General features: G+C 44.7%; 19 protein-coding genes. 8 read left to right on the top strand and 11 right to left on the bottom strand.

Going from position 1 to position 19,583, the window contains the following annotated elements; all coding sequences use genetic code 11:
* Positions 1 to 4: 4 nt before the first annotated feature.
* The 4 genes from ACJA3J_RS02165 to ACJA3J_RS02150 all read right to left on the bottom strand — a co-directional run bounded on the left by ACJA3J_RS02165 (position 5) and on the right by ACJA3J_RS02150 (position 3,094).
* A complete protein-coding gene (locus ACJA3J_RS02165; protein ID WP_406945405.1) occupies positions 5 to 697 on the bottom strand; it encodes an alpha/beta hydrolase in 693 nt (230 codons plus the stop codon).
* Between the two features lie 232 nt (positions 698 to 929).
* Positions 930 to 1,322 carry a YppG family protein gene (locus tag ACJA3J_RS02160; protein WP_115825008.1) on the bottom strand — a complete coding sequence of 131 codons (393 nt, stop codon included), beginning with the start codon at positions 1,320 to 1,322 and terminating at the stop codon, positions 930 to 932.
* Positions 1,323 to 1,460: 138 nt separating this feature from the next.
* Positions 1,461 to 1,742: a glutaredoxin family protein gene (locus ACJA3J_RS02155; RefSeq protein WP_089654548.1), complete on the bottom strand. Its 282-nt coding sequence runs from the start codon at positions 1,740 to 1,742 to the stop codon at positions 1,461 to 1,463.
* 731 nt (positions 1,743 to 2,473) lie between these two features.
* Positions 2,474 to 3,094: an SDR family oxidoreductase gene (locus ACJA3J_RS02150; RefSeq protein WP_089654547.1), complete on the bottom strand. Its 621-nt coding sequence runs from the start codon at positions 3,092 to 3,094 to the stop codon at positions 2,474 to 2,476.
* A gap of 140 nt (positions 3,095 to 3,234) precedes the next feature.
* On the opposite strand from ACJA3J_RS02150, the gene ACJA3J_RS02145 reads away from it, so the two are divergent.
* The gene (locus ACJA3J_RS02145; RefSeq protein WP_406945404.1) at positions 3,235 to 4,332 is read left to right on the top strand and encodes an SDR family oxidoreductase; all 1,098 of its coding nucleotides are present in this window, start codon (positions 3,235 to 3,237) and stop codon (positions 4,330 to 4,332) included.
* An 85-nt stretch (positions 4,333 to 4,417) separates the two neighbouring features.
* Here the strand turns inward: ACJA3J_RS02145 and abc-f are convergent, their stop codons facing one another.
* The 5 genes from abc-f to ACJA3J_RS02120 form a co-directional block, all read right to left on the bottom strand.
* Entirely contained in the window at positions 4,418 to 6,280 is a 1,863-nt protein-coding gene (gene abc-f, locus ACJA3J_RS02140; protein ID WP_406945403.1) for a ribosomal protection-like ABC-F family protein, read from the bottom strand.
* Positions 6,281 to 6,387: 107 nt separating this feature from the next.
* Entirely contained in the window at positions 6,388 to 6,495 is a 108-nt protein-coding gene (locus tag ACJA3J_RS02135; RefSeq protein WP_279615135.1) for an RAxF-45 family protein, read from the bottom strand.
* Positions 6,496 to 6,555: 60 nt separating this feature from the next.
* Positions 6,556 to 7,020: a MarR family winged helix-turn-helix transcriptional regulator gene (locus ACJA3J_RS02130; protein ID WP_089654573.1), complete on the bottom strand. Its 465-nt coding sequence runs from the start codon at positions 7,018 to 7,020 to the stop codon at positions 6,556 to 6,558.
* 94 nt (positions 7,021 to 7,114) lie between these two features.
* Complete coding sequence (locus ACJA3J_RS02125; RefSeq protein WP_115894380.1) at positions 7,115 to 8,038, bottom strand: YegS/Rv2252/BmrU family lipid kinase; 924 nt, start codon at positions 8,036 to 8,038, stop codon at positions 7,115 to 7,117.
* A 31-nt stretch (positions 8,039 to 8,069) separates the two neighbouring features.
* The gene (locus ACJA3J_RS02120; RefSeq protein WP_147296304.1) at positions 8,070 to 9,149 is read right to left on the bottom strand and encodes a hypothetical protein; all 1,080 of its coding nucleotides are present in this window, start codon (positions 9,147 to 9,149) and stop codon (positions 8,070 to 8,072) included.
* A 189-nt stretch (positions 9,150 to 9,338) separates the two neighbouring features.
* On the opposite strand from ACJA3J_RS02120, the gene ACJA3J_RS02115 reads away from it, so the two are divergent.
* From ACJA3J_RS02115 to ACJA3J_RS02085, 7 genes are all read left to right on the top strand, one after another.
* On the top strand, positions 9,339 to 9,791 hold the full coding sequence (locus ACJA3J_RS02115; protein WP_115894382.1) for a MarR family winged helix-turn-helix transcriptional regulator: 453 nt from the start codon (positions 9,339 to 9,341) through the stop codon (positions 9,789 to 9,791).
* Positions 9,788 to 11,170 carry an MATE family efflux transporter gene (locus ACJA3J_RS02110; RefSeq protein ID WP_406945402.1) on the top strand — a complete coding sequence of 461 codons (1,383 nt, stop codon included), beginning with the start codon at positions 9,788 to 9,790 and terminating at the stop codon, positions 11,168 to 11,170. The genes ACJA3J_RS02115 and ACJA3J_RS02110 overlap by 4 nt, the downstream gene beginning before the upstream one ends.
* 768 nt (positions 11,171 to 11,938) lie before the next feature.
* Positions 11,939 to 12,610, top strand: a complete 672-nt coding sequence (locus ACJA3J_RS02105; RefSeq protein ID WP_089654539.1) for a hypothetical protein — start codon at positions 11,939 to 11,941, stop codon at positions 12,608 to 12,610.
* 23 nt (positions 12,611 to 12,633) lie between these two features.
* Positions 12,634 to 13,887 carry an efflux RND transporter periplasmic adaptor subunit gene (locus ACJA3J_RS02100; RefSeq protein ID WP_406945401.1) on the top strand — a complete coding sequence of 418 codons (1,254 nt, stop codon included), beginning with the start codon at positions 12,634 to 12,636 and terminating at the stop codon, positions 13,885 to 13,887.
* A gap of 383 nt (positions 13,888 to 14,270) precedes the next feature.
* Positions 14,271 to 15,284 carry an LLM class flavin-dependent oxidoreductase gene (locus tag ACJA3J_RS02095; RefSeq protein ID WP_089654537.1) on the top strand — a complete coding sequence of 338 codons (1,014 nt, stop codon included), beginning with the start codon at positions 14,271 to 14,273 and terminating at the stop codon, positions 15,282 to 15,284.
* A gap of 601 nt (positions 15,285 to 15,885) precedes the next feature.
* Positions 15,886 to 16,833 (top strand): BMP family protein, encoded by a 948-nt coding sequence (locus ACJA3J_RS02090; protein ID WP_089654535.1) that lies wholly within the window; start codon positions 15,886 to 15,888, stop codon positions 16,831 to 16,833.
* Between the two features lie 12 nt (positions 16,834 to 16,845).
* Positions 16,846 to 18,585 carry a methyl-accepting chemotaxis protein gene (locus tag ACJA3J_RS02085; RefSeq protein ID WP_406945400.1) on the top strand — a complete coding sequence of 580 codons (1,740 nt, stop codon included), beginning with the start codon at positions 16,846 to 16,848 and terminating at the stop codon, positions 18,583 to 18,585.
* A 15-nt stretch (positions 18,586 to 18,600) separates the two neighbouring features.
* Here the strand turns inward: ACJA3J_RS02085 and ACJA3J_RS02080 are convergent, their stop codons facing one another.
* Entirely contained in the window at positions 18,601 to 18,852 is a 252-nt protein-coding gene (locus tag ACJA3J_RS02080; protein ID WP_406945399.1) for a DUF2164 domain-containing protein, read from the bottom strand.
* A gap of 20 nt (positions 18,853 to 18,872) precedes the next feature.
* Positions 18,873 to 19,475 (bottom strand): class I SAM-dependent methyltransferase, encoded by a 603-nt coding sequence (locus ACJA3J_RS02075; RefSeq protein WP_089654532.1) that lies wholly within the window; start codon positions 19,473 to 19,475, stop codon positions 18,873 to 18,875.
* Between the last annotated feature and the right edge of the window lie 108 nt (positions 19,476 to 19,583).

Genomic DNA, 19,583 nt, shown 5'->3' with positions numbered 1-19,583 from the left:
CCCCCTATGGTTGACTCACAAAATCCATCACTTTATCAAACAATTCTTCGCTGTCATCCCCATGACAGATCAAGTGCTTCGACTTTTTCAAGAAAATGACCTCTTTTTCTTCAGACGGAATTTCTTCTTCCAAATACAAAGCCGCTTTCTTTGGCACCATGCCATCAAGCTCCCCTTGGATGATCAGCACAGGACAACGGACCTGGTGTAAATAAGGCCGTGTGAATTGGACACATTTCATAAATTCGAATGTGGAAAAAAGATAAGTATCCTTCAATTTTTTTTGGTACCTGAGAAAAAGCTCATTGTCTGCAAGCACGCCATTCCACGCATCTGCAACCATCGCAAGAATATCCTTATACATCTGTGGAAGACTGACATACTTTCCAGCCGCCGACAAAAGCACCAAACGATCCAGATGATACTTTGCAGTCAAGTAAGCAGCAATCATCCCACCCATGGAAAAGCCGATAATATAAATGGTATCGTGTCTTTTCATGAGGTCCAGCAAAGCGAGTTCTGCCGTAGCAATCCATTCTTGATAATAGTGCCCTTCAAGATCCAAGTTCTCCCCGTGCCCCGGAAGCGTAGGATTGGCAATTTCCCAATCCGTCCGTGCTTCCAGAAAGTCGACGAGGGGCTGGACTTCATCCGGGCTTCCTGTGTACCCGTGAATACATAAACACCCGATACTCATGTTCCTACGCCTCCACCCGATCATTTATTTCGTTATGCGAAAAATTATAACACATTCATTTCCCAGTTTTTATCCAAGAAAATCTCCTTGATTACGAAAAAGGCTCCGGTCTGTATGCTCATTTTGAGGTTGGTTGGGAAGATAAGAGAACTAACCTTCTGGTCACAGCTACATGTTTCTCTACATTTTCTTATGCCTAAAGAAAATGCGCGCTAAATGAATAGCGCGCGGTTTACTTGATGCCTTTAACGAATGTCCCGATCCCTTTAACAATTGGACTGACATCTTTTACGGTCTTTACGACCTGACCGGTAGTCGACATCATTTTGTCGAAGTCAATCTGGCCATCTTCTTTTTGAAAATAACTCATGACGCCTTTGGACATATTGCCGACGTTGAATGAAGAATTCGGATTCGGATTCCCGGTCTCAGTATAACCTGTATAGTCATAACTATTCACATATGGATTTTGAAAACCATACATGGCTTGATTGTACGGGGTATAACCCCAGACGTTCCCCTGGTTATTGGACATTTGCTGGTAGTTCATCTGATCGTAAGGAAGACTGGAAGGATACCGATACCAGCCATTATTGTAATAATAGTAAGGATTATATGGGTACATGAATGTTCCACCTTTAACGTATGATACTTCAGCCTATGAAAAAGCACATGAAAAAGTGAAACGAAAGCGATGAATACCAGGCTTATTGATGCTTTTGGACAAAAAAAACAAGTGATGATCATCACTTGTCGAAACCATTTAGGAAAAGTTCATGGAGTCAGTCCTAATGTACTGAGGATTTTCTTTTATTCTCAGTTTCTGTTTCATTTTACGTTCTTGATAACCGAGAATCTTTTCTCCATCTATAAATACAGCGGGTGTACCGTAAATTTTGTTTCTTTGTAGTTCTTTGAAATGGTCACGGTTCTCAGATACATTCCGCTCTTCATAATCAATTTCCCATTCTTCCAATGTTCCTAATACCTTCTCACAATAGTGACAGTTCCGACTGGTGTACACGATCACTTCCGGGTTACCCAAAGCTTCCCCTCCTTGTGTCTATTACAATTCTGTCTAGAAATTTTATACCCGTTTTCACATCAGCTAAACCTATTTTCTCATTATAATCCACTCATTTTTTGTCACGGTTTTGTCATTTTCATCACATCCCTTTTACATTAACGCTCCCGATTGTGGAAGACTCAGTTTCGAGACTTTTGTTGAATGGATGGGGGCTGCGGGGAATAACTCGCTTTCCGCGGGAGCGCGGTGAGCCTCCTCGGACTGCGTCCTGTGGGGTCTCACCAAGCACTTTTTTCCCGCAGGAGTCTCGCCATTCCCCTCCGCCCCTTTGCCATATAAGTATCTCGATATCACTTCCGGAATAAGCTGCTTTTATGCACATGGCAATGGGAGGCCAAGTGCGCTATTCTGCATGCGGAAAGCTTGTTATAGAGCGCTTTATGCTTATAACACCAGGATAGTGGAAGGCACCCTCCCACAGTAAAGGGTTTCGTTTCTCACCTTCATGGAATGGGGTGGTTGGGAAGCTGCGAGACTCCCGTGGGAGAAAGGAGATAGGCGAGATCCCGCAGGACGAAGTCCGAGGAAGCTTGCCACTCCCCCACAGGAAAGCGAGTAGCTTCCCAGCCACCCCTAATGCTCAACACGGCAAACGAATCCCGAAAAGTCTCGAAATCAAGCCTTCAACAATACTGCCATATACTTAAACAAACGACTTAAAAAAGAAGGAGCGCGAGGCTCCTTCTTTTTTATAGTTCTTCAATCGGTGTGTCGCCGCTGATGAGGTCGTAGCTTTGGTGGATGGAATCTTCTACAGAGAGAAGATGAACAAGTGTGGCGGCAACATCTTCACGTGGAATCTCTCCTTGGTCTGTACGTTCTTTCAACGTCACCTTCCCTGTGCCTGCATCGTTGGTCAGACCGCCGGGGCGGACGATGGTATAATCCAAGTCTGTACTTTTCAAGTATTCATCGGCGCGTCGTTTAGCGTAAAGATAAAATTTGAAATCGTCGGGCGCTTCTTCCGCGCGGTCTGCTCCGATTGAACTTAACATCATGTACCGCTTCACCCCATTGGCTTCCGCATGCTCCGCTGCCTTGATTGCTCCTTCCTGATCGATGACGATGGTCATGTCTGCGCCTGTATCAGGGCCGGATCCTGCAGCGAAGATGACGGCATCCATTCCTTTGAAAGCATGTTCAAAATCTCTCATTAGGTCTCCATGTATGGTTTCTACACCTTTTTCTTCGAATTGAGGAATTTGATCCTTCTTACGGACCATCGCATATGGGGTGTGTTCGGTTTCTACAAGTTTATCAACTATGTGTTTTCCTACTTTTCCATTGGCTCCTATAACGAGAACTTTCATTTGATAACCTCCTAAAAAATCTGTGACTCGTTCTTGTTTTCCCCTCCTCCTGCACAATAAACAAGTGAATAGGCAAAAGAAGGAAGTTCAATGATCCATCACGAAAAGGTAATCAAACGGATTACGGAGGCGATATGGTCATGTCCAACACGTATTTGTTTACCGGTTTTCCAGGGTATTTAGCTTCAGCATTAATTGAAGATCTTTTTAGGAACAGGAATTCCATAGAGAAACTCTACCTCCTTCACCTTCCCTCTATGGAAAAACAAGCGAAAAAGCAGATAGAGACGTGGAGAACAGTCCAAGGTGTGAATACTGGAAAAATCGAACTCGTCCCAGGGGACATTACTCAAGAAGGGTTGGGACTCTCATCCGCAACATCTATGCAATTACTACAAGAGGTGACCCACGTTTTCCACCTTGCCGCTCTTTATGATTTGGCCGTCCCTCTCATGCCGGCATGGAAAGTCAACGTCCAAGGGACAAGAGAGGTGAATTGCTGGCTTTCCCAATGCCTGCATTTGGAACGTTATATTTATTTCAGCACCGCCTATGTTTCAGGAAAACGGGAAGGGACCGTTTACGAAAAGGACCTTGCTCATGGGAAAGGTTTCAAAAATCATTATGAATACACGAAACATGAAGCAGAATATCTCGTTCACCGGATGTGCAAAAAAATCCCGACAACCATCATCCGCCCCGGGATCGTAGTCGGACATACTAAATCAGGAGCGACCGCCAAATTCGACGGACCTTATTTTATATTGAACTTAGTAGAAGCTTTAAGAAGTCTGCCCGTTCTCCCTTATTTCGGAAAAGGAACAGCACGTGTCAACCTCGTGCCTCAGGATTATGTTATTGAAGCGACAAACTACCTTGCCCATCATCCAGAAAGCAGCGGCAAGACGTACCACCTTACAGACCCCAATCCTTACACAGCCAAAGAAATCTATGAGCAGCTCAGTTATGTGTATGCGGACAAACACCCTCGTTTCTCCTTACCACTGAGTCTTGCCAACCAATCACTAAAGTTCCGTTCTTTACGGAAAGTTTTAGGTATTCAAAGAGAAGCTCTTGATTACTTCCTTTGTAGTGCAGACTATGACAACCATCAGGCAGAAATGGATCTCGCTGCCTCAGGCATCTTTTGTCCTGATTTTTTTTCGTATACCGACGCCCTCGTCGACTATTATCGTGAGAAAAGAGGCGATCCTTCTAAACATGTTTCCATCCTATAGATGGATACGGGGTTGTTCATGCCGGTCACCAAAAAGGGTAGGAAACTTTCCGTCTCCTACCCTTTTCCTAGTACTGGACAGACCATCACTGGGCTTCCATCCAGTTTTCATAAAGAGATTCTAAGTCTTTTTCCAACTTATCTTTGTGCTGTTGGAGTTTCATTAACTCATCTACATTGTCACCGTTCTGCATCTGTTGATCGATGGTTGAAATCTCCCCCTCGAGACAAGCGATTTCTTTTTCCCAATCGATGATCGGTTCTTCTTTGATGTGGTTTTCTGGATTTACTATTTTTTCACGTTTTACGGGCTTCTCTTCTTCACGCGCTTCTAAAAGGGCGTGCCAATGTTTCTTCGTTTCATCATACGTACCGATATACCTGTGAAGTTTTCCATCCACAAGAAAAGCGGTGTGAGTGAAACACTGGTCCAGGAAATGGCGATCGTGGGAAACCCCGATAATCGTTCCTTTAAATTGATTGAGCGCTTCTTCAAGAACTTCTTGTGACTCCACATCAAGGTGGTTGGTCGGTTCATCCAGGATCAGCACCTGAATATCCTGGTGCATGAAGATTGCAAGCTTCAAACGCATCTGCTCCCCTCCGCTTAGGTGGCGGATTTTACGGAAGACGTCATATCCATAAAACATGAAGCCCGCAAGCCTGTGCCGTGCTTCCCCTTCGGTCACCCGGATGTGATCCCTGAAGTGGTCGATCATCCGCTGGTCGCGATCGGCTTCCTGCAGAGGGTTTTGCGGAAGATAGCCTACTTTGATGGACGGCGCCTGTTTGATCGTCCCTGCGCTTGGTGTTTCTTTTTCCAATAAAATTCTCAAGAATGTGGATTTCCCGCTTCCATTGGCTCCGACAATCGCGATCCGGTCCTGATAACGGACGTGAAGGTCGACACCGTCCAATATCGTTTCGTTGCCGTATTGCTTCTTCAGCGATTCAATGGTGAATACGTCTTTCCCTGTCCGACCATCCGATTCAAGGGAAAGATTCATTTTTTTCGGATCGATCACCGGCTTATCAATCTTCTCCATCCGTTCTAACGCTTTTTCCATGCTTTTCGCTTTTTTGAAAAGCTTAGGATTCGGTGGAGTGGCTTCATTCGCCCATTGCCTCAACCTTCTTATGGCCTCTTTCATCTTTTTAATCTTCTTCTGTTGTTCTTCATACTGGTGAAATTCGGCAAGCAATTTTTCTTCTTTTTGTTTCTCAAAAGCGGTGTAGTTGCCTTTGTACGTATCAATTTCGCCGGATTCCAAATCCATAATGTCTGTGACGATGTGATCAAGGAATGCGCGGTCATGGGAGATGACACAAATGGTCCCGTCGTAGGCTTGCAAATACGCTTCCAGCCATTCGATCGCTTGTAGATCCAAATGGTTTGTCGGTTCATCAAGCAAAAGCACGTCGGGGTCTTCCAGCAACAACTTGGCAAGACCAAATTTCGTTTTCTCCCCTCCGCTCAAACTTGAAAATGGCTGATCCAGCAAATGAGCGATATTCAACCCGTTCGCCACTTGTTTGATGGAGGCATCCATTTCGTACCCACCACGGTGAGTGAAACGCTCCTGTATTTCCCCGTAAGCGGCAATGGCTTTTTCCATTTTTTCAGGATGTGTCATATCCTCTTCTAATTCTTTCATCTGTTCAGCCATAGAGACGAGTTCAGTAAAGGCAAGCTGCAAGTATGCTCTACCCGTTCCCGCCCAATCCGCTGGAATCTGTTTCAAATAACCGATGGTCGCTCCTTTTTGAATGAAGAGGTCACCACCATCCAACGATTCCTCTTTGGTCATGATTCTGAAAAGGGTGGATTTTCCGCTGCCATTACGACCGACAAGCCCGACACGCTGACCGGGTTTGATTTCCATATCCAAAGCTTCGAACAATACTTCTCCACCGACAATTTTATATAAATTCTTTAATGTAATGATCATTTCAAATTCCTCCTAAAGACTTTTTGAAAACACAAAAAAAGCCAGAGGTCTCGTTACCTCTGACTTTGATCTGTGAATAATCAGGTATGAGACGCTACATTGCTTCACTATTCAGATGCCATTTTGGACATACGTGTCCCGTTGACAGCTGAATCGTGAATAATTGCACGGCGTACATAGTTAATCTGATAGTCAAGCACGTGCATCTGTAACATCTTCATACCCTCCTTTGTCTTTAGAATTACTCTCATTATATCGGATCGTCAGAAAATTGGCTACTCTTTTTTGGAATCTGCGGACTTCCCAAGTTTCTTCAATAGTTCGATGGCATCCTTCTTCTCTTCATCCGTCAGCCCATCCATAATCGATTCAATCTCTTTCCAATGATCGGGGAAGATGCCGTTCAACAGGTCCCGCCCTTTTTCCGTAATGGACGCATAAGTGATCCGTCGGTCGTTTGGACAAGGCACACGTTTCAAGTATTCCTTTTTCTCAAGCTTGTCCACCACATAGGTGATACTGCCGCTTGCGAGCAGAATTTTCTCCCCGATCTTCTGCAGTGGCTGGTCTCCCTGGTGATACAGAAGCTCAAGCACTCCGAATTCTGTCGGGTTCAATTCATATCGTTGGATATCATCCTTCACTAAATCTGCGATGGTACGCTGAGCTTTTGTCAATACGACAAACAGCTTCAACGAAGGATCTTGTTTTTTCTTGCGGTACAGTTCTTGTTCGTTCATCACGTTCGCCCATCCTTTACAAAAGATAAAGATAGTATAAGTTTAACAAATTCTAACTGTCAAACCACCCCTTTTCCGCAAATTCACGGTTTCCCTAAGGGTTGTCCATATTATGCAACGCGTTCGGTCCTCCACTTAAGAAGGTAAAGTGACCCGGAAGCACCTCCAATTTTTCCGGTGTCTTCCCTTTGATTTCCCCATCCATGTCAACATCCTGCTTAAATTCAACATCGATGTTCACCTTCTCTCCTTGATAGTGAGAAAGCTCCTGGAATTCACTCTGATCGGTTTGCGGTCGTCCCATCGTCATAAGTTCCCTGAATAATGTCAGATTGGAATTCTTCACAACCAGAACGTCAAACTTCCCATCCTGCAAGTCGATCGTCGGGACAGGAAGGCGTCTCGTCCCTATGAATTGTCCATTCATGACAAGAATCATCACCGCCTCCCCATCGACCTCTTCATCATCCACGGTCAGTTTGAAACGAAAAGGCGTTGCCTGATTCATTGTTTTCAGTGCGCTCATGAAATAGCTGAGTACACCGAACCGATTCTTTTGATTTTCATCAATGTTAAAGGAGGTTTGTGTCACAAGACCGATGCCCCAGAAATTGATAAAATAATCGTCCTCCGTCTTCCCTGCATCCACAGACACTTCTTCCCCTTCAATAATGGATGCAGCCGCTTGATTAAGCCGCTGAGGTGTATCCAAAACCCGGCTGAAATCGTTACACGTTCCTCCTGGAAGCACACCGATCACCGGACGATTTTCCATCGGTGCAAGACAATTGACGACTTCATGCAAGGTTCCATCTCCTCCAAAGATGAAAAAGACTTCAACCTCGGGCCCGTAATGCCGGCAATTTTCATATAAATCGTCCAAGGATAACGTTTGGATGACCTTTAACTCTTTCACCGCTCTACTCAAAACCGGCAATACTTGTGAAAGAGCCGTTTCTAACTCTGCTTCGTCCTTTTTTCCGTTATATATAAAGATTCCACTTTGATAACGAGGCATAGAATCCCTTCCTTCCTCTTATCATAATTGACTAAATGTCTTTCTTTGAAACCGGTCGTGCTTCAATTAATGTTTGTAAAAACCTTTCTGGTTCATCGACAGTCAGGAATATTTTCATCACTTTACGTTTGAAACCATATACACGATACCCCTCCACCGCTTCGCTCAACCGGATTTCGAACTGCGGGGGCACCTTTTCAAGCCCAGCAAGCATCAAAGTGAAGGAATGACGTTCCTCAGGCGAGGCTTCCCCTTCATACCGACGAACCTCCGCCACTTTTTCTAAGGGGACCCCCATGTGGAAACGAAGCCCTTTTTGAAAATGAAGATGGTTATTCTGGATGACGACAGGACTTTTACGAATCGCTTGATAATCAGCGATTAGGAAGACGAGTGCATACATATCAAGGAGGGTCGCAATCCATGCGATCGTGTGGCTGTACTGCATGAGCATGACGTGGACAGCAATGATTTCAATGAGCATCGCATGAACAAACATGAGAAAAACACCGAAGTATTCACTATTTTTGTGATAACTGAAGGTATGTTCACCAGCAAGCTTATCATCCAGATGCGGGAAAAAAACATAGCGGATGGCGGAAACATCTGTGGCTATCACTCCGATCAGCCGTTCCAACTTGGGATAACCTCCAAACGTCTGTTGGTTCGCTATGGAAATTCTTGAAAGTAAATGCGGAATTGTGTGTTTTGAAGCTTTGAAGTTATTTCTCCACGTCTTCAGATTCTTGATGAAAATAACAAGTAGGAAAAGTTCTAAGAGGATGAAACCTGCCTCAACGAGGATAATGGATACGTTCATGTATTGCAGATGTTCTTTAGCATATGCAGGAACAATCCAGTGGACGAATCCTGCTCCTAAAAGCCAGAGAGGAGCAAGCAATGACAATGTCGCCTTTCTCCGGAGGACAAATAAGAAAAGAACGACCGGGAGAATGATCATGACATCAAGGACGGTCGCCAACACAAGAATTGGTGGAACTTGGCCTGTCACTTCCATTTTCTGAATAAAAAAGTTTGAAAGCAGTAAGGCAGCAATGAAAAGCACGCCTCCGTAAAACGATTTCGGATGCGTTTTTACTATTTGAACCATAACGACCCACCCCTTCTTTTCCTTTATTTTACTATAAAGCAGCAGATGTGATTGAGCTTTGATGGTAAAAAGTTCATGTAACAGATAATAGTTCATAAGTTCGCCATAGCTCCTCTTATGTGAAACACTTTCGTTTACTTCTAAGCGAAGTCGTATTATACTATAATTTGTTTAGGGGGCTAAGTAAATATGAAACAAAACATAGATCAAAACTTAGGTTACAACATCAATATGGTCGCGCATTTTTTACAAAATATATATAACCAGCGATTAGGAGAGTACGGATTGACCCACTCACAGGCGAAAGTCATCTACTTCCTGGCAAAAGCGGGCGAGCAATCCCAAACGGACCTGCAAAAGCAGTTGCACATTAAAGCCTCATCGATGAACGGCTTGATTGAAACACTCTTAAAGCATGAACGTATCATGAAAAGGTCCTGCCAAAAAGACAAACGGACAAAGCTTGTGAAGCTAACGGATAAAGGACTAGAGTTGCATGCAACCATCCTTAAGATCATCGAGGATATTGAAGCAGAAGCGACTCAGGGGCTGTCAAAAGAAGAACAGCAAGTCATGGTGTCCTGGTTGAAAAAGATGCAAGACAACTTAAAACCTAAAACATCAAGGAGCGAAGCTAAATGAAACAACAAAGTCAGCGGTTAGGGACCGAACCCATCCCGAAATTGTTAACGAATTTATCAGTTCCCGCTATGATCGGCATGTTCGTCATGGCCCTTTACAATGTCGTTGACACGCTGTTCATCGCGCGAGGTGTCGGGATTTTAGGCGTTTCCGGTGTCAGTATCGGCTTCCCCGTGATGATGATTATCATGGCCATTGCCGCAGCCGTCGGTATTGGTGGTGCCTCCGTCATCTCAAGACGTTTAGGAGAAAATAAACAGGAAGAAGCCAACCAAGTTTTCGGAAACATCCTTTTTACGATCGTTGTCGTCTCAAGCTTCGGCTTCATCGGTGCCTTCACCTTTCTTGAGCCTTTGCTGAAACTGTTCGGAGCAACGGACAACATTATGCCTTATGCAACGGACTATTTGTTCCCGATCATGCTTGGATCGTTCTTCTTCTCTTTCGCCTTTACGACGAACAGTATCATCCGTTCAGAAGGAAACTCCAAGTTTGCGATGATGACGATGATCATCCCGGCTGTTTTGAACATGATCCTGGACCCGATCTTCATTTTCGGTTTGGATATGGGTGTGCAGGGTGCTTCCGTTGCCACCGTCATATCCCAGGCGACCGTAACGATCGTCGTCTTGAATTACTTCTTAAAAGGAAAATCATCACTCACGGTCAAAGCTACCTACTTGAAACCGCAGTGGTCTGTCATCCGTGAAGTGTTAACCATTGGTATGCCGGCTTTCATTCGACAAGTATCTGGAAGCGGGATGATGATCGCCATCAACCTGATGCTCATTAAATTCGGCGGTGAATTCGAAGTCGGCGTCTTCGGAATCGTCCAGAAGCTTGCGATGTTCACCATCATGCCGATGATCGGCGTCCTTCAAGGCATGCAGCCGATTATTGGCTATAATTACGGAGCCAATAATTACGACCGTTTGAAAGAAACGGTTATGCTCGGTATGAAAGTCGTTACGATCATATCCGCGGGCATTTTCATCCTGATGATGGCCTTCCCAGAGGGTTTGATGAACATCTTCACTGGAGATGAAGCGACCATTGAAACAGGGGCTTATGCTATCCGCATCATGTTTGCTCTTGCCATTCTAATCGGAGCTCAGGTGGTCAGCGGCGGCCTGTATCAGGCATTAGGAATGGCAAAGCCAGCGCTTATCTTGTCTATGGCGCGCCAAGTGCTATTCTTAATTCCGCTTGTATTGATTTTGCCGAATTTCTTCGGAGTGACAGGCGTGTGGCTCGCCTTCCCTCTTTCTGATCTGTTCGCTTTCGTTCTATCCATGATCTTCCTTTATAAAGATCGATCGCTATTTTTTAAAGAGAAGAATCAAGACCCGCCCTACCAAGCGGCGCCTTCTCAAGGCTAAATGAAACGCACGGTGCATCCAGCACCGTGCTTTATTTTTGGCTCTGCAAACGGTGACGTTAATGATTAATTATTAAAGAATATGGCAGGATTGTTGAAGAATCGATTTCGAGACTTTTGTGGAATTTTAGGGGCTGCGGGAAACAGTTCGCTTTCCATGGGGCGGGCGCTGAGCCTCCTCAGGCTACGCCTTCCGGGGTCTCAGCTGTCCCGCACACCCCATAGGAGTCTCACTGTTTCCCTCCGCCCCTTAACCATATTCAGTGACTCGAAACCATTTTTCGGATAAGTAGCTATCCCCCTTGATGTGAGTGTAAGGTTAAACTCCCCATTTCTAGGTTCATGAATCCAAGCTTGATACAGAGCGCTTTATGCTTCTAACAACCGGATAGTGGAAGACAATTCAACTTGGTAAAGGGGTTCGTGTCTCCTTACATGGAATGGGGTGGTTGGGAAGCAGCGAGACTCCCGTGGGAGAAGGAGATAGGCGAGATCCCGCAGGACGTAGTCCGAGGAAGCTCGGCGCTCCCCCACAGGAAAGCGAGTTGCTTCCCAGCCAGCCCTGATGCTCAACCAGGCAACGAACCCCGGAAACCGGAAACATCTCGAAACTGAGTCTTCCACAATCGAGAGCTTATATGAAAAACAACATCGGAATTTATCCACCTAACTTTTTCCAACTAGTTTGCAAGGTAATTATAGCAACAACTGACAATTTCCGTTAGAATAAGACAGAGAGTTTTATTTTCTATATTAAAGGATGGAACGCATGACATACTCGATTCATTTAATAAAGCTATTTACAAGCCGGGAAGACCATTTGTTCAAACTGAACGAAGCGGAACGGCTCAAAAACGTTTGGAATCTATTATTCTTTTTATTAGGTTTGACGATTCTTACATATGTCTGGACAGCGTGGCTTGGTCTCGGTACGGATGCGATTTCTGCCAACATGTCTGACCTGAACAGAGTCGAATATGAAATGAGGAAAGCCTGGTTCTTAATTGGACGCGCTGGTTTCGCGATCCTTTTATTCTTGTTCACGCTTTTCATTTCATCTTTCTTTTTCTGGTTGTTCAACAACGTGTCTTATAAAAAACTCTTTATTCTGCAGATGAATGTATTGCTGATCATGCTGATCGAACGGATCACCTGGATTCCGCTAATGGTTTATGCAGGTATTGATTGGTACGTCTCTCCCTTTTCTTTCGGAGTGATCGCCTCTTATTTCACTAGCATTGATTGGGTCATTTACTTATGCGGAGCCATCTCCATCTTCCAACTTTTCATCATTTGGTACCAGGTGAAGTGTATCTCCTGGCTTTCTAAAACGAAAATTGGCTGGATCTGGATCGGTGTTGTTTTTTGGCACATGTTGTTATGGGCAGGTACGGCCGCCCTATCTAAATTCGATTTGTATCTCCTTTATTTACTCAGATAAGAAAGCAGCAGGTGTAAAGATCTATGAAAAAAATCAATGTTAAAGGCAGAATCCTCGGAATCTTGATTGTCGCCTTCGTTACGACCAATGCTTTCCTCATCTTCCTTGATGAAGGAGAACAAGTGGATCGCAAGTCTTATATCAATGAATGGTCCAAGACAATCACCTATGATTTATTTGAAAAAATGGATACAAAAGCTGTGTTCACGTCTGAAGAAACAGAGCCTGTCTATTTCAATGAAGATGTTGGATCGTTCAATGAGTTCCTTGTTGAAGAAGGAGACACCGTCAGTGAGGGTGATGACCTCTACACGTACGATGTCTTGAACTATTATCAGGAGGAATCCCGTCTTGAGTCTGAAGTCAGCCGATTAGAAGAAGAAATTGACGCGATTGAAGATTTAATAGACGAAATTGAGAGCTATCGCGTACCTGATCCTCCCGACACAAACGATAACTCAAGTCTGTTCAACAATAATTCCGATACAAGTGACGCTACTCCCCCTTCCTACGTAGAAACCGAGTACATGAAAGAAGAGAAGATTGCCGAACAAGAAGCAGAACTCGCAAAACAAGAAGCCATGCTCGAAATGGTGGAAGACCAACTGGACCAGCTTCAGGACGAAGGTGATCGAATCACCGTTACAAGCGCTTTTTCAGGAACGGTCAGCGAAATTTCTGAAGACCTCGATGCCCCTCTTCTTACATTGGAATCTACGAACCTAGTATTAGAAGGAACCATACCTGAACAAGAACGGAAGGAAATCGAAGAAGAAATGGTCGTCGAAATCCATGTTCCCGAACTGGAATATGAAACGACAGGTACATTGACGTCTGTGGACGATTACCCAGAAGAAGTCGAGGTCCATCGCTCAAGCCGCTATCCTTTCAAAGTTTCCGTGGAAAACCCTTCAGAAGAATTGCTGGCTGGCTATCATGCGGATCTGAAAATCATTACTGATGATGCTTTAGGTGTAGTTACTGCTGTTGAAAAGGCGTTAGAGACTGAAGAAAACCTTTATGCATGGGTGATGAATGAGGAAGGAATTCTAGAGCGCCGTGACATTGAAACAGGAATTGAAGAACAAGGCCTCGTCGAAATCATATCAGGTCTTGAAGATGGCGAATGGCTCGCTGTAGAGCCGAAAGATGAATTTAGAAATGAAGCGATCTTCTTCACACCACTACATACCGATGATCTCAGAGTACGCCAGATGTTCAAGATGGAACGTCAGTCCATCCTGACTTACGGTTTACTAGGCATCCTATCCAGATAACTCTAAAGAAAAACCGGCTGTCCCCCAGACAGCCGGTTTTTCTTTGTTCCCCCAACAAATATCCTTTTAAGATATATTAAAGAATATGGCAGGATTGTGTAAGACTCAATTTCGAGACTTTTGTGGGTATTTAGGGGCTCCGGGAAAAGGTTCGCTTTCCGTGGGCGAGTGATGAGCCTCCCGCGGAAAGCGAGCTATTCCCCGCAGCCCCCATCCACTCAACAAAAGTGTCGAAACTGAGTCTTCCACAATCGGGAGCTATAGTTAAGATTCGTTTGGAGAAAAGAAGGAAAAGAATTGTTTTACATTTGCATCTGCACGTGGCACATGGGACGATAGTAGTTAGATAGAATGACAACGAACGAAGTAAATGGGGTATGAAAATGAAATTAAGTGTATTGGATCAATCCCCTATCTTAACAGGGACAGACCCAAAAGAAGCCTTACAACAAACAACAGACCTCGCAAAGTGGACGGATAAGCTGGGATATCACCGTTTCTGGGTGTCTGAACATCATAGTACAAGCAGTCTTGCAGGGTCTGCACCTGAGATACTCGCGGCCCACCTGGCTGCCCATACAAAAAACATCCGAATTGGCACAGGAGGCGTATTACTTCCCCACTACAGCTCCTATAAAGTCGCGGAAGCCTTTCGAATTCTCGAAACCCTCCACCCTGATCGCATTGATCTTGGAGTGGGCCGGGCTCCTGGTGGGATGCCTAACGTCAACTTAGCGTTAAACCGTGGAAAAGTGCCAAGTATCGAAGACTATCCATCCCAAGTGGAAGAGTTGATCGCTTATTTACATGGACAGGACCCACACGGTATGGACGTGTATGCAACACCAAAAGGAGAAACGGCACCACCCGTGTGGATGCTTGGCTCAAGCGGAACAAGCGCTCGCTTGGCTGCAGACTTAGGCGTCTCTTACTCCTTCGCCCACTTCATTAACGGACGTGGTGGAATTCGGGCAATGGATCGCTATCAAGATTATTTCACAACCTCTATGCAGCAAAATAAGCCCATAGGAAATGTCTCTGTTTTTGTCGTCTGTGCAGAAACTGATGAGCATGCGGAGTATTTGGCTTCAAGTCTGGATCTTGCTCTTTTACAAATTGAACAAGGCGGAAAGCGCACACACTTCCCCACTCCCGATGAAGCACTCAGCCATTCGTACACCATTTTTGAAGAAGAACGAATCCAGGACAACCGAAATCGGATGATTGTCGGTTCTGTTGAAAAAGTAAAGGAAGAGATTGAGCAGTTGGCGGAGAGCTACAACGTAGATGAAGTGATCGTCAACACGATCGTCACTCCATTCGAAGATCGATTACGCTCCTACGAACTACTCGCCGATGCTTTCCAATTAAGCCATTCCACAACCACGATGACCTAACGTCATCGTGGTTTTTTCTATTTCACCACTATTCAACATAATGGCAGGATTGTGTAAGACTCGATTTCGAGACTTTGGTTGAGTGAATTGGGGCTGCGGGGAATGACTCGCTTTCCGCGGGAGTCTCGCCATTCCCCTCCGCCCCTTTACCATATCAGTGTCTCGAAACCACTTCTCGGATAAGTAGCTATCCAGCTTGATGGAAGTGTAAGAATAAACTCCCATGTCCAGGTTCATGAATCCTGAAAGCTTGATACAGAGCGCTTTATGCTTCTAACAGTAGGGTAATGAAAGACAATTCAACTTGGCAAAGGAGTTCGTTTCTCACATTCAACGAATCGAATGGGGTGGTTGGGAAGCTGGGAGACTCCCGCGGAAATGGATTGGCTGGAGAGACCCCGCAGGAAAGCGAGCGGCTTCCCAACCACCCCTGATTCCCATACGGCAAACGAACCAATCCCGGTTATCTCAAAACTGCTTCTTCCACAATAGGGAGCTTTAGTGAGATAAAAGAGGATATTAAGTCTTCCTTCCTATTTAAATTGTCCTGGTTATTTCCGATATTTATAGATGTCAGACATCATAACAAGGAGTGGTGATTTTGCAACGTCTATACATACCTTTCGTCCTCCTTTCCTTACTTGTAGGATTGGTTGGATGTGCGAACAATGAAACGAAAGCGAATACAGAAGATCCGATAAGCGCTGGTCTTATTGTCACAGACAGCGGACTGGGGGATGATTCTTTCAGTGATTCTGCTTTTCAAGGCCTTGAAAAAGCTCGTGATGAGTTAGGCATCACTTTCGATTATCGGGAGCCGTTCGATCAGGATTATGAAAAGAATGCCCAAGAGCTGTTGGCCCAAGACCATGATGTCATAATAGGACTTGGATATAATTCTCAGGAAGCCATTGAGAAATTAGCGAAAGAAAACCCGGACCAGTCATTCGTGATGATTGATGCTGTTTCTGAACTTGAGAATGTAACATCCATCACCTTTAAGGAAGATGAGGGCAGTTACTTGATCGGGCTCATTGCTGGAATGAAGACGAAAACAGGTACCGTCGGATTTATTGGTGGCGAAAAAATCCCGGTCGTAGAACGTTTTGAGGAAGGATTCAAAGCAGGGGTAAAAGAAGCGAATCCAGACGCACAGGTCTTGTCTGTTTATGCAGGAACGTTTGATGATGATGAACTAGGAGCTTCTATCACGAACGACATGGTGACAGAAGGTGCTGACTTCGTATTTCCTGCCGCAGGTTTTACAGGCATCGGTGTTCTAAAAGAAGCTCAGAAACAAGAGATCTACGCGTTCGGTGTGGATAGCGACCAATTTTTCGTAGCTGAAGAAGCTGTCGTCTCTTCCATGCTTAAAAATGTCAACGTCGCCCTTTATGATGTGATGAAACTCTTGAGTGATGGACAAAAGCTCGATGGAGGTACACAAACGCTCGGCATTCAAGAAAATGGTGTAGGTCTTGCTCCGATCCGCTTGATTGAATTGAATTCAGAGGAACAAAATCTATTAAATGAAGCGACAGGAAAGTAAGGGGGAAACGTGATGACTATCGGAAAAAGATTGTATACAATGACTCTCATTCCATTACTTTTATGCCTGGCACTCATCAGTTTCATCGTTTTTCAAATGATGGACTTACAACGTTCATCCAATCAAGATGTCCAAATTTTACTTGAAGGTAAAGAATTGCATGGTCAACTCGTCAGTGTGGAACAGGCTTTGACCACCTACGGATACAACCCGTCAGAAGCTTCCCGCAGCGAAGCAGAAGTTCTAATCGAACAAACTGCCAGTATCTTCGGGGATATGGAACCTCTCATTGCAACGGAAGCTCAGGAACAATGGTACAACCAGGCACAATCGAAATTTGAAAATTGGACAGAGCTTGCTTCAGGGGCTCTGGCAAGCAACGATACCAATGAAGTACAACGTCAAGCCGCCCGTACTGGAGGAATCATCAACGATATCTATATGCTTCAGCAAGAAACCCAATCCTGGTATGACGCTCAAATGACGGACCAAAAACAGACGATTCAGAACTTGATCCTGTTCACCATCATCGCAGCTGCCGTCCTGGTAGTTTCTACGATTCTATCAACGACAAGACTTACGAAACTTATCGCGCGCCCGATTCGTGATCTTGCTGAAAAAGCATCTGAAGTAGCCAATGGAAACTTAAAAACTTCGATTGAAGTGAGTGATAAAGAGAAGGACGAAATTGGTCAATTGAAGCGATCGTTCCGTACGATGATCGGTAACTTAGAAGGAACCGTCCAATCCGTTCATCACATTGGACAAAATGTACAAGACTTCAGCTCCCGTCTTCACAATGAGATGGGTGGTCTTTCTGAAATATCGAGTCAAGTAGCCAATTCAACCGATGAACTTGCTCAAGGGAGCCAATCCATTTCTGAAGATGTTCAGGATGTGGCAAATCTAATGGATGATCTCCATCAAGGATTTGAATTGAACCGTGAACACGGACAATCCTCCAGGAAGGCCAGTCAGCAAGCCCTCACTTATGTGGATGAGGGGCAGACGAGCATTACAGACCAACGGGCGCTCATGGACCGAAGTGCGGCGTCGATTGCGAACGTAGAAAAGTCCGTTAATCACTTCATCCAATATACGGATCAAATTGAATCAACCGTCAAACTCGTCAATGATATCGCAGAACAGACGAACCTTCTTGCTCTGAATGCTGCCATTGAAGCAGCACGTGCTGGTGAACATGGAAAAGGCTTCGCTGTCGTCGCTGAAGAAGTTCGCAAACTTGCTGATCAGTCCACCTCAGCCACTGGACACATCACAGAAATGGTGACGCAGATCAGAGATGGCGTTCAAGTCATCGAACAGGAAATGCAGGAGACCATCCAAATTTCTGAACAGCAAAACCATTCTGTAGATACATCCAAGACAGCTTTTGAAAAGATAACAGCTCAAGTGAAGTCCATCGATGAACAGCTGGGAGCCCTAGTCACTGGCCTGGATGAATCTAAAGATAAGAGTGCGAATGTTTATGTTTCCATAGAAAATGTGAGCAGTATCGTTGAAGAGACAGCGGCAGGCACAGAAGAAATCTCTGCGTCTACCGTCGAGCAGCAAGCCGCCTTCCAACAGATGATCAAAGAAACCGATCACCTGGAAAATATGGTGGCCGACTTGAACGAGCAATTGCAACATTTTGAATGGAATCAACGAGTGGAAGAACAACAAATAGAAAAAGATCTTGAAGTAGATTTCGAAGATGATGATGAAGAACCATACACCGCTTCAGCTTAATGAAGCGGTGTTTTTTTACCTGCGTGTCGGTTTACCAGCTGGGCGTTCGAGGGAACGAAGATCTTCATCGACGTTCATAATCTTCTGTTCTACCATCTGTCTCGCGTCTGCTACTCCTTTGTTATAAAAGAAGGGGCCCATCTCTTCTGCTAGCTTATGTACCCATTGTTCAGCTGCAAGGTCACCGATCACCTCTCCCCGTTCTAGTTCAAAGTATTCTTTGACCTGATCCACCATATATTCTCTTTCACCTTTTTTTAATTTCATATGCTTTCCTCCCTTTTTCCTTATCCTATCATATCGTTTTTCATTCCTGTCACACAGACCGCATCGTTGGGTTTTTCTGATTTGTAATGGATCCATACATTTCGAAACCCTGCTTTCACAAGAAGGTTTTGCATTTGACCACCCAGCACTTCCGTTGTGTCATCAGTGGCTTCTTTTTCATGCGGAACAATCGTCAGGGCGATTTTCCCCTTTTCACTGAGCAACGTCCGCAAGTGGCGGAGAATTTCTACGGGCCGGTCCCAAAACGTGATATTGTTGACGGCATAGATTTTATCTAAAGGTTTGTGAAAATGAAGCAATTGACAGGCGTCGCCATGAAAAATACCAATCTGCTGTGAACACGCTTGATCATTTAACTTCTTTAATACCATTTCAACCATCGCCTCTGAAGGATCGATTCCATACAAAGCCTCCGGTTCCAAGGCAGCTATTTTTTTCAGAGCTGATCCAGAACCAAATCCGACCTCTAAAACGCGGTCATCCTTTTCTATATCCAGAAAAGACAAGGTCCAGTCGTTCAACTCCCTGTTCTCTCTTTCCATAAACATTCCGGCAAACTTGCCAGCTAGTCCTTCTGGTTTCGCGAATTGATTGTAAATCATATATCCGTCCTCCTTTTCCCTCCCTTTACCCGTATCTTTTTAGGTTCACGCATTACGAAAGTAGTATTAGTTTTTTTCTTTTCGGTTTGTTTGTATGATAAATGACAG

This window comes from Halobacillus sp. SY10 (assembly GCF_045401165.1).
Taxonomy (GTDB): domain Bacteria; phylum Bacillota; class Bacilli; order Bacillales; family Halobacillaceae; genus Halobacillus; species Halobacillus aidingensis.
The sequence above is the reverse complement of the archived record's forward strand: the minus strand, read 5'-3'. Positions and strand labels throughout refer to the sequence as shown.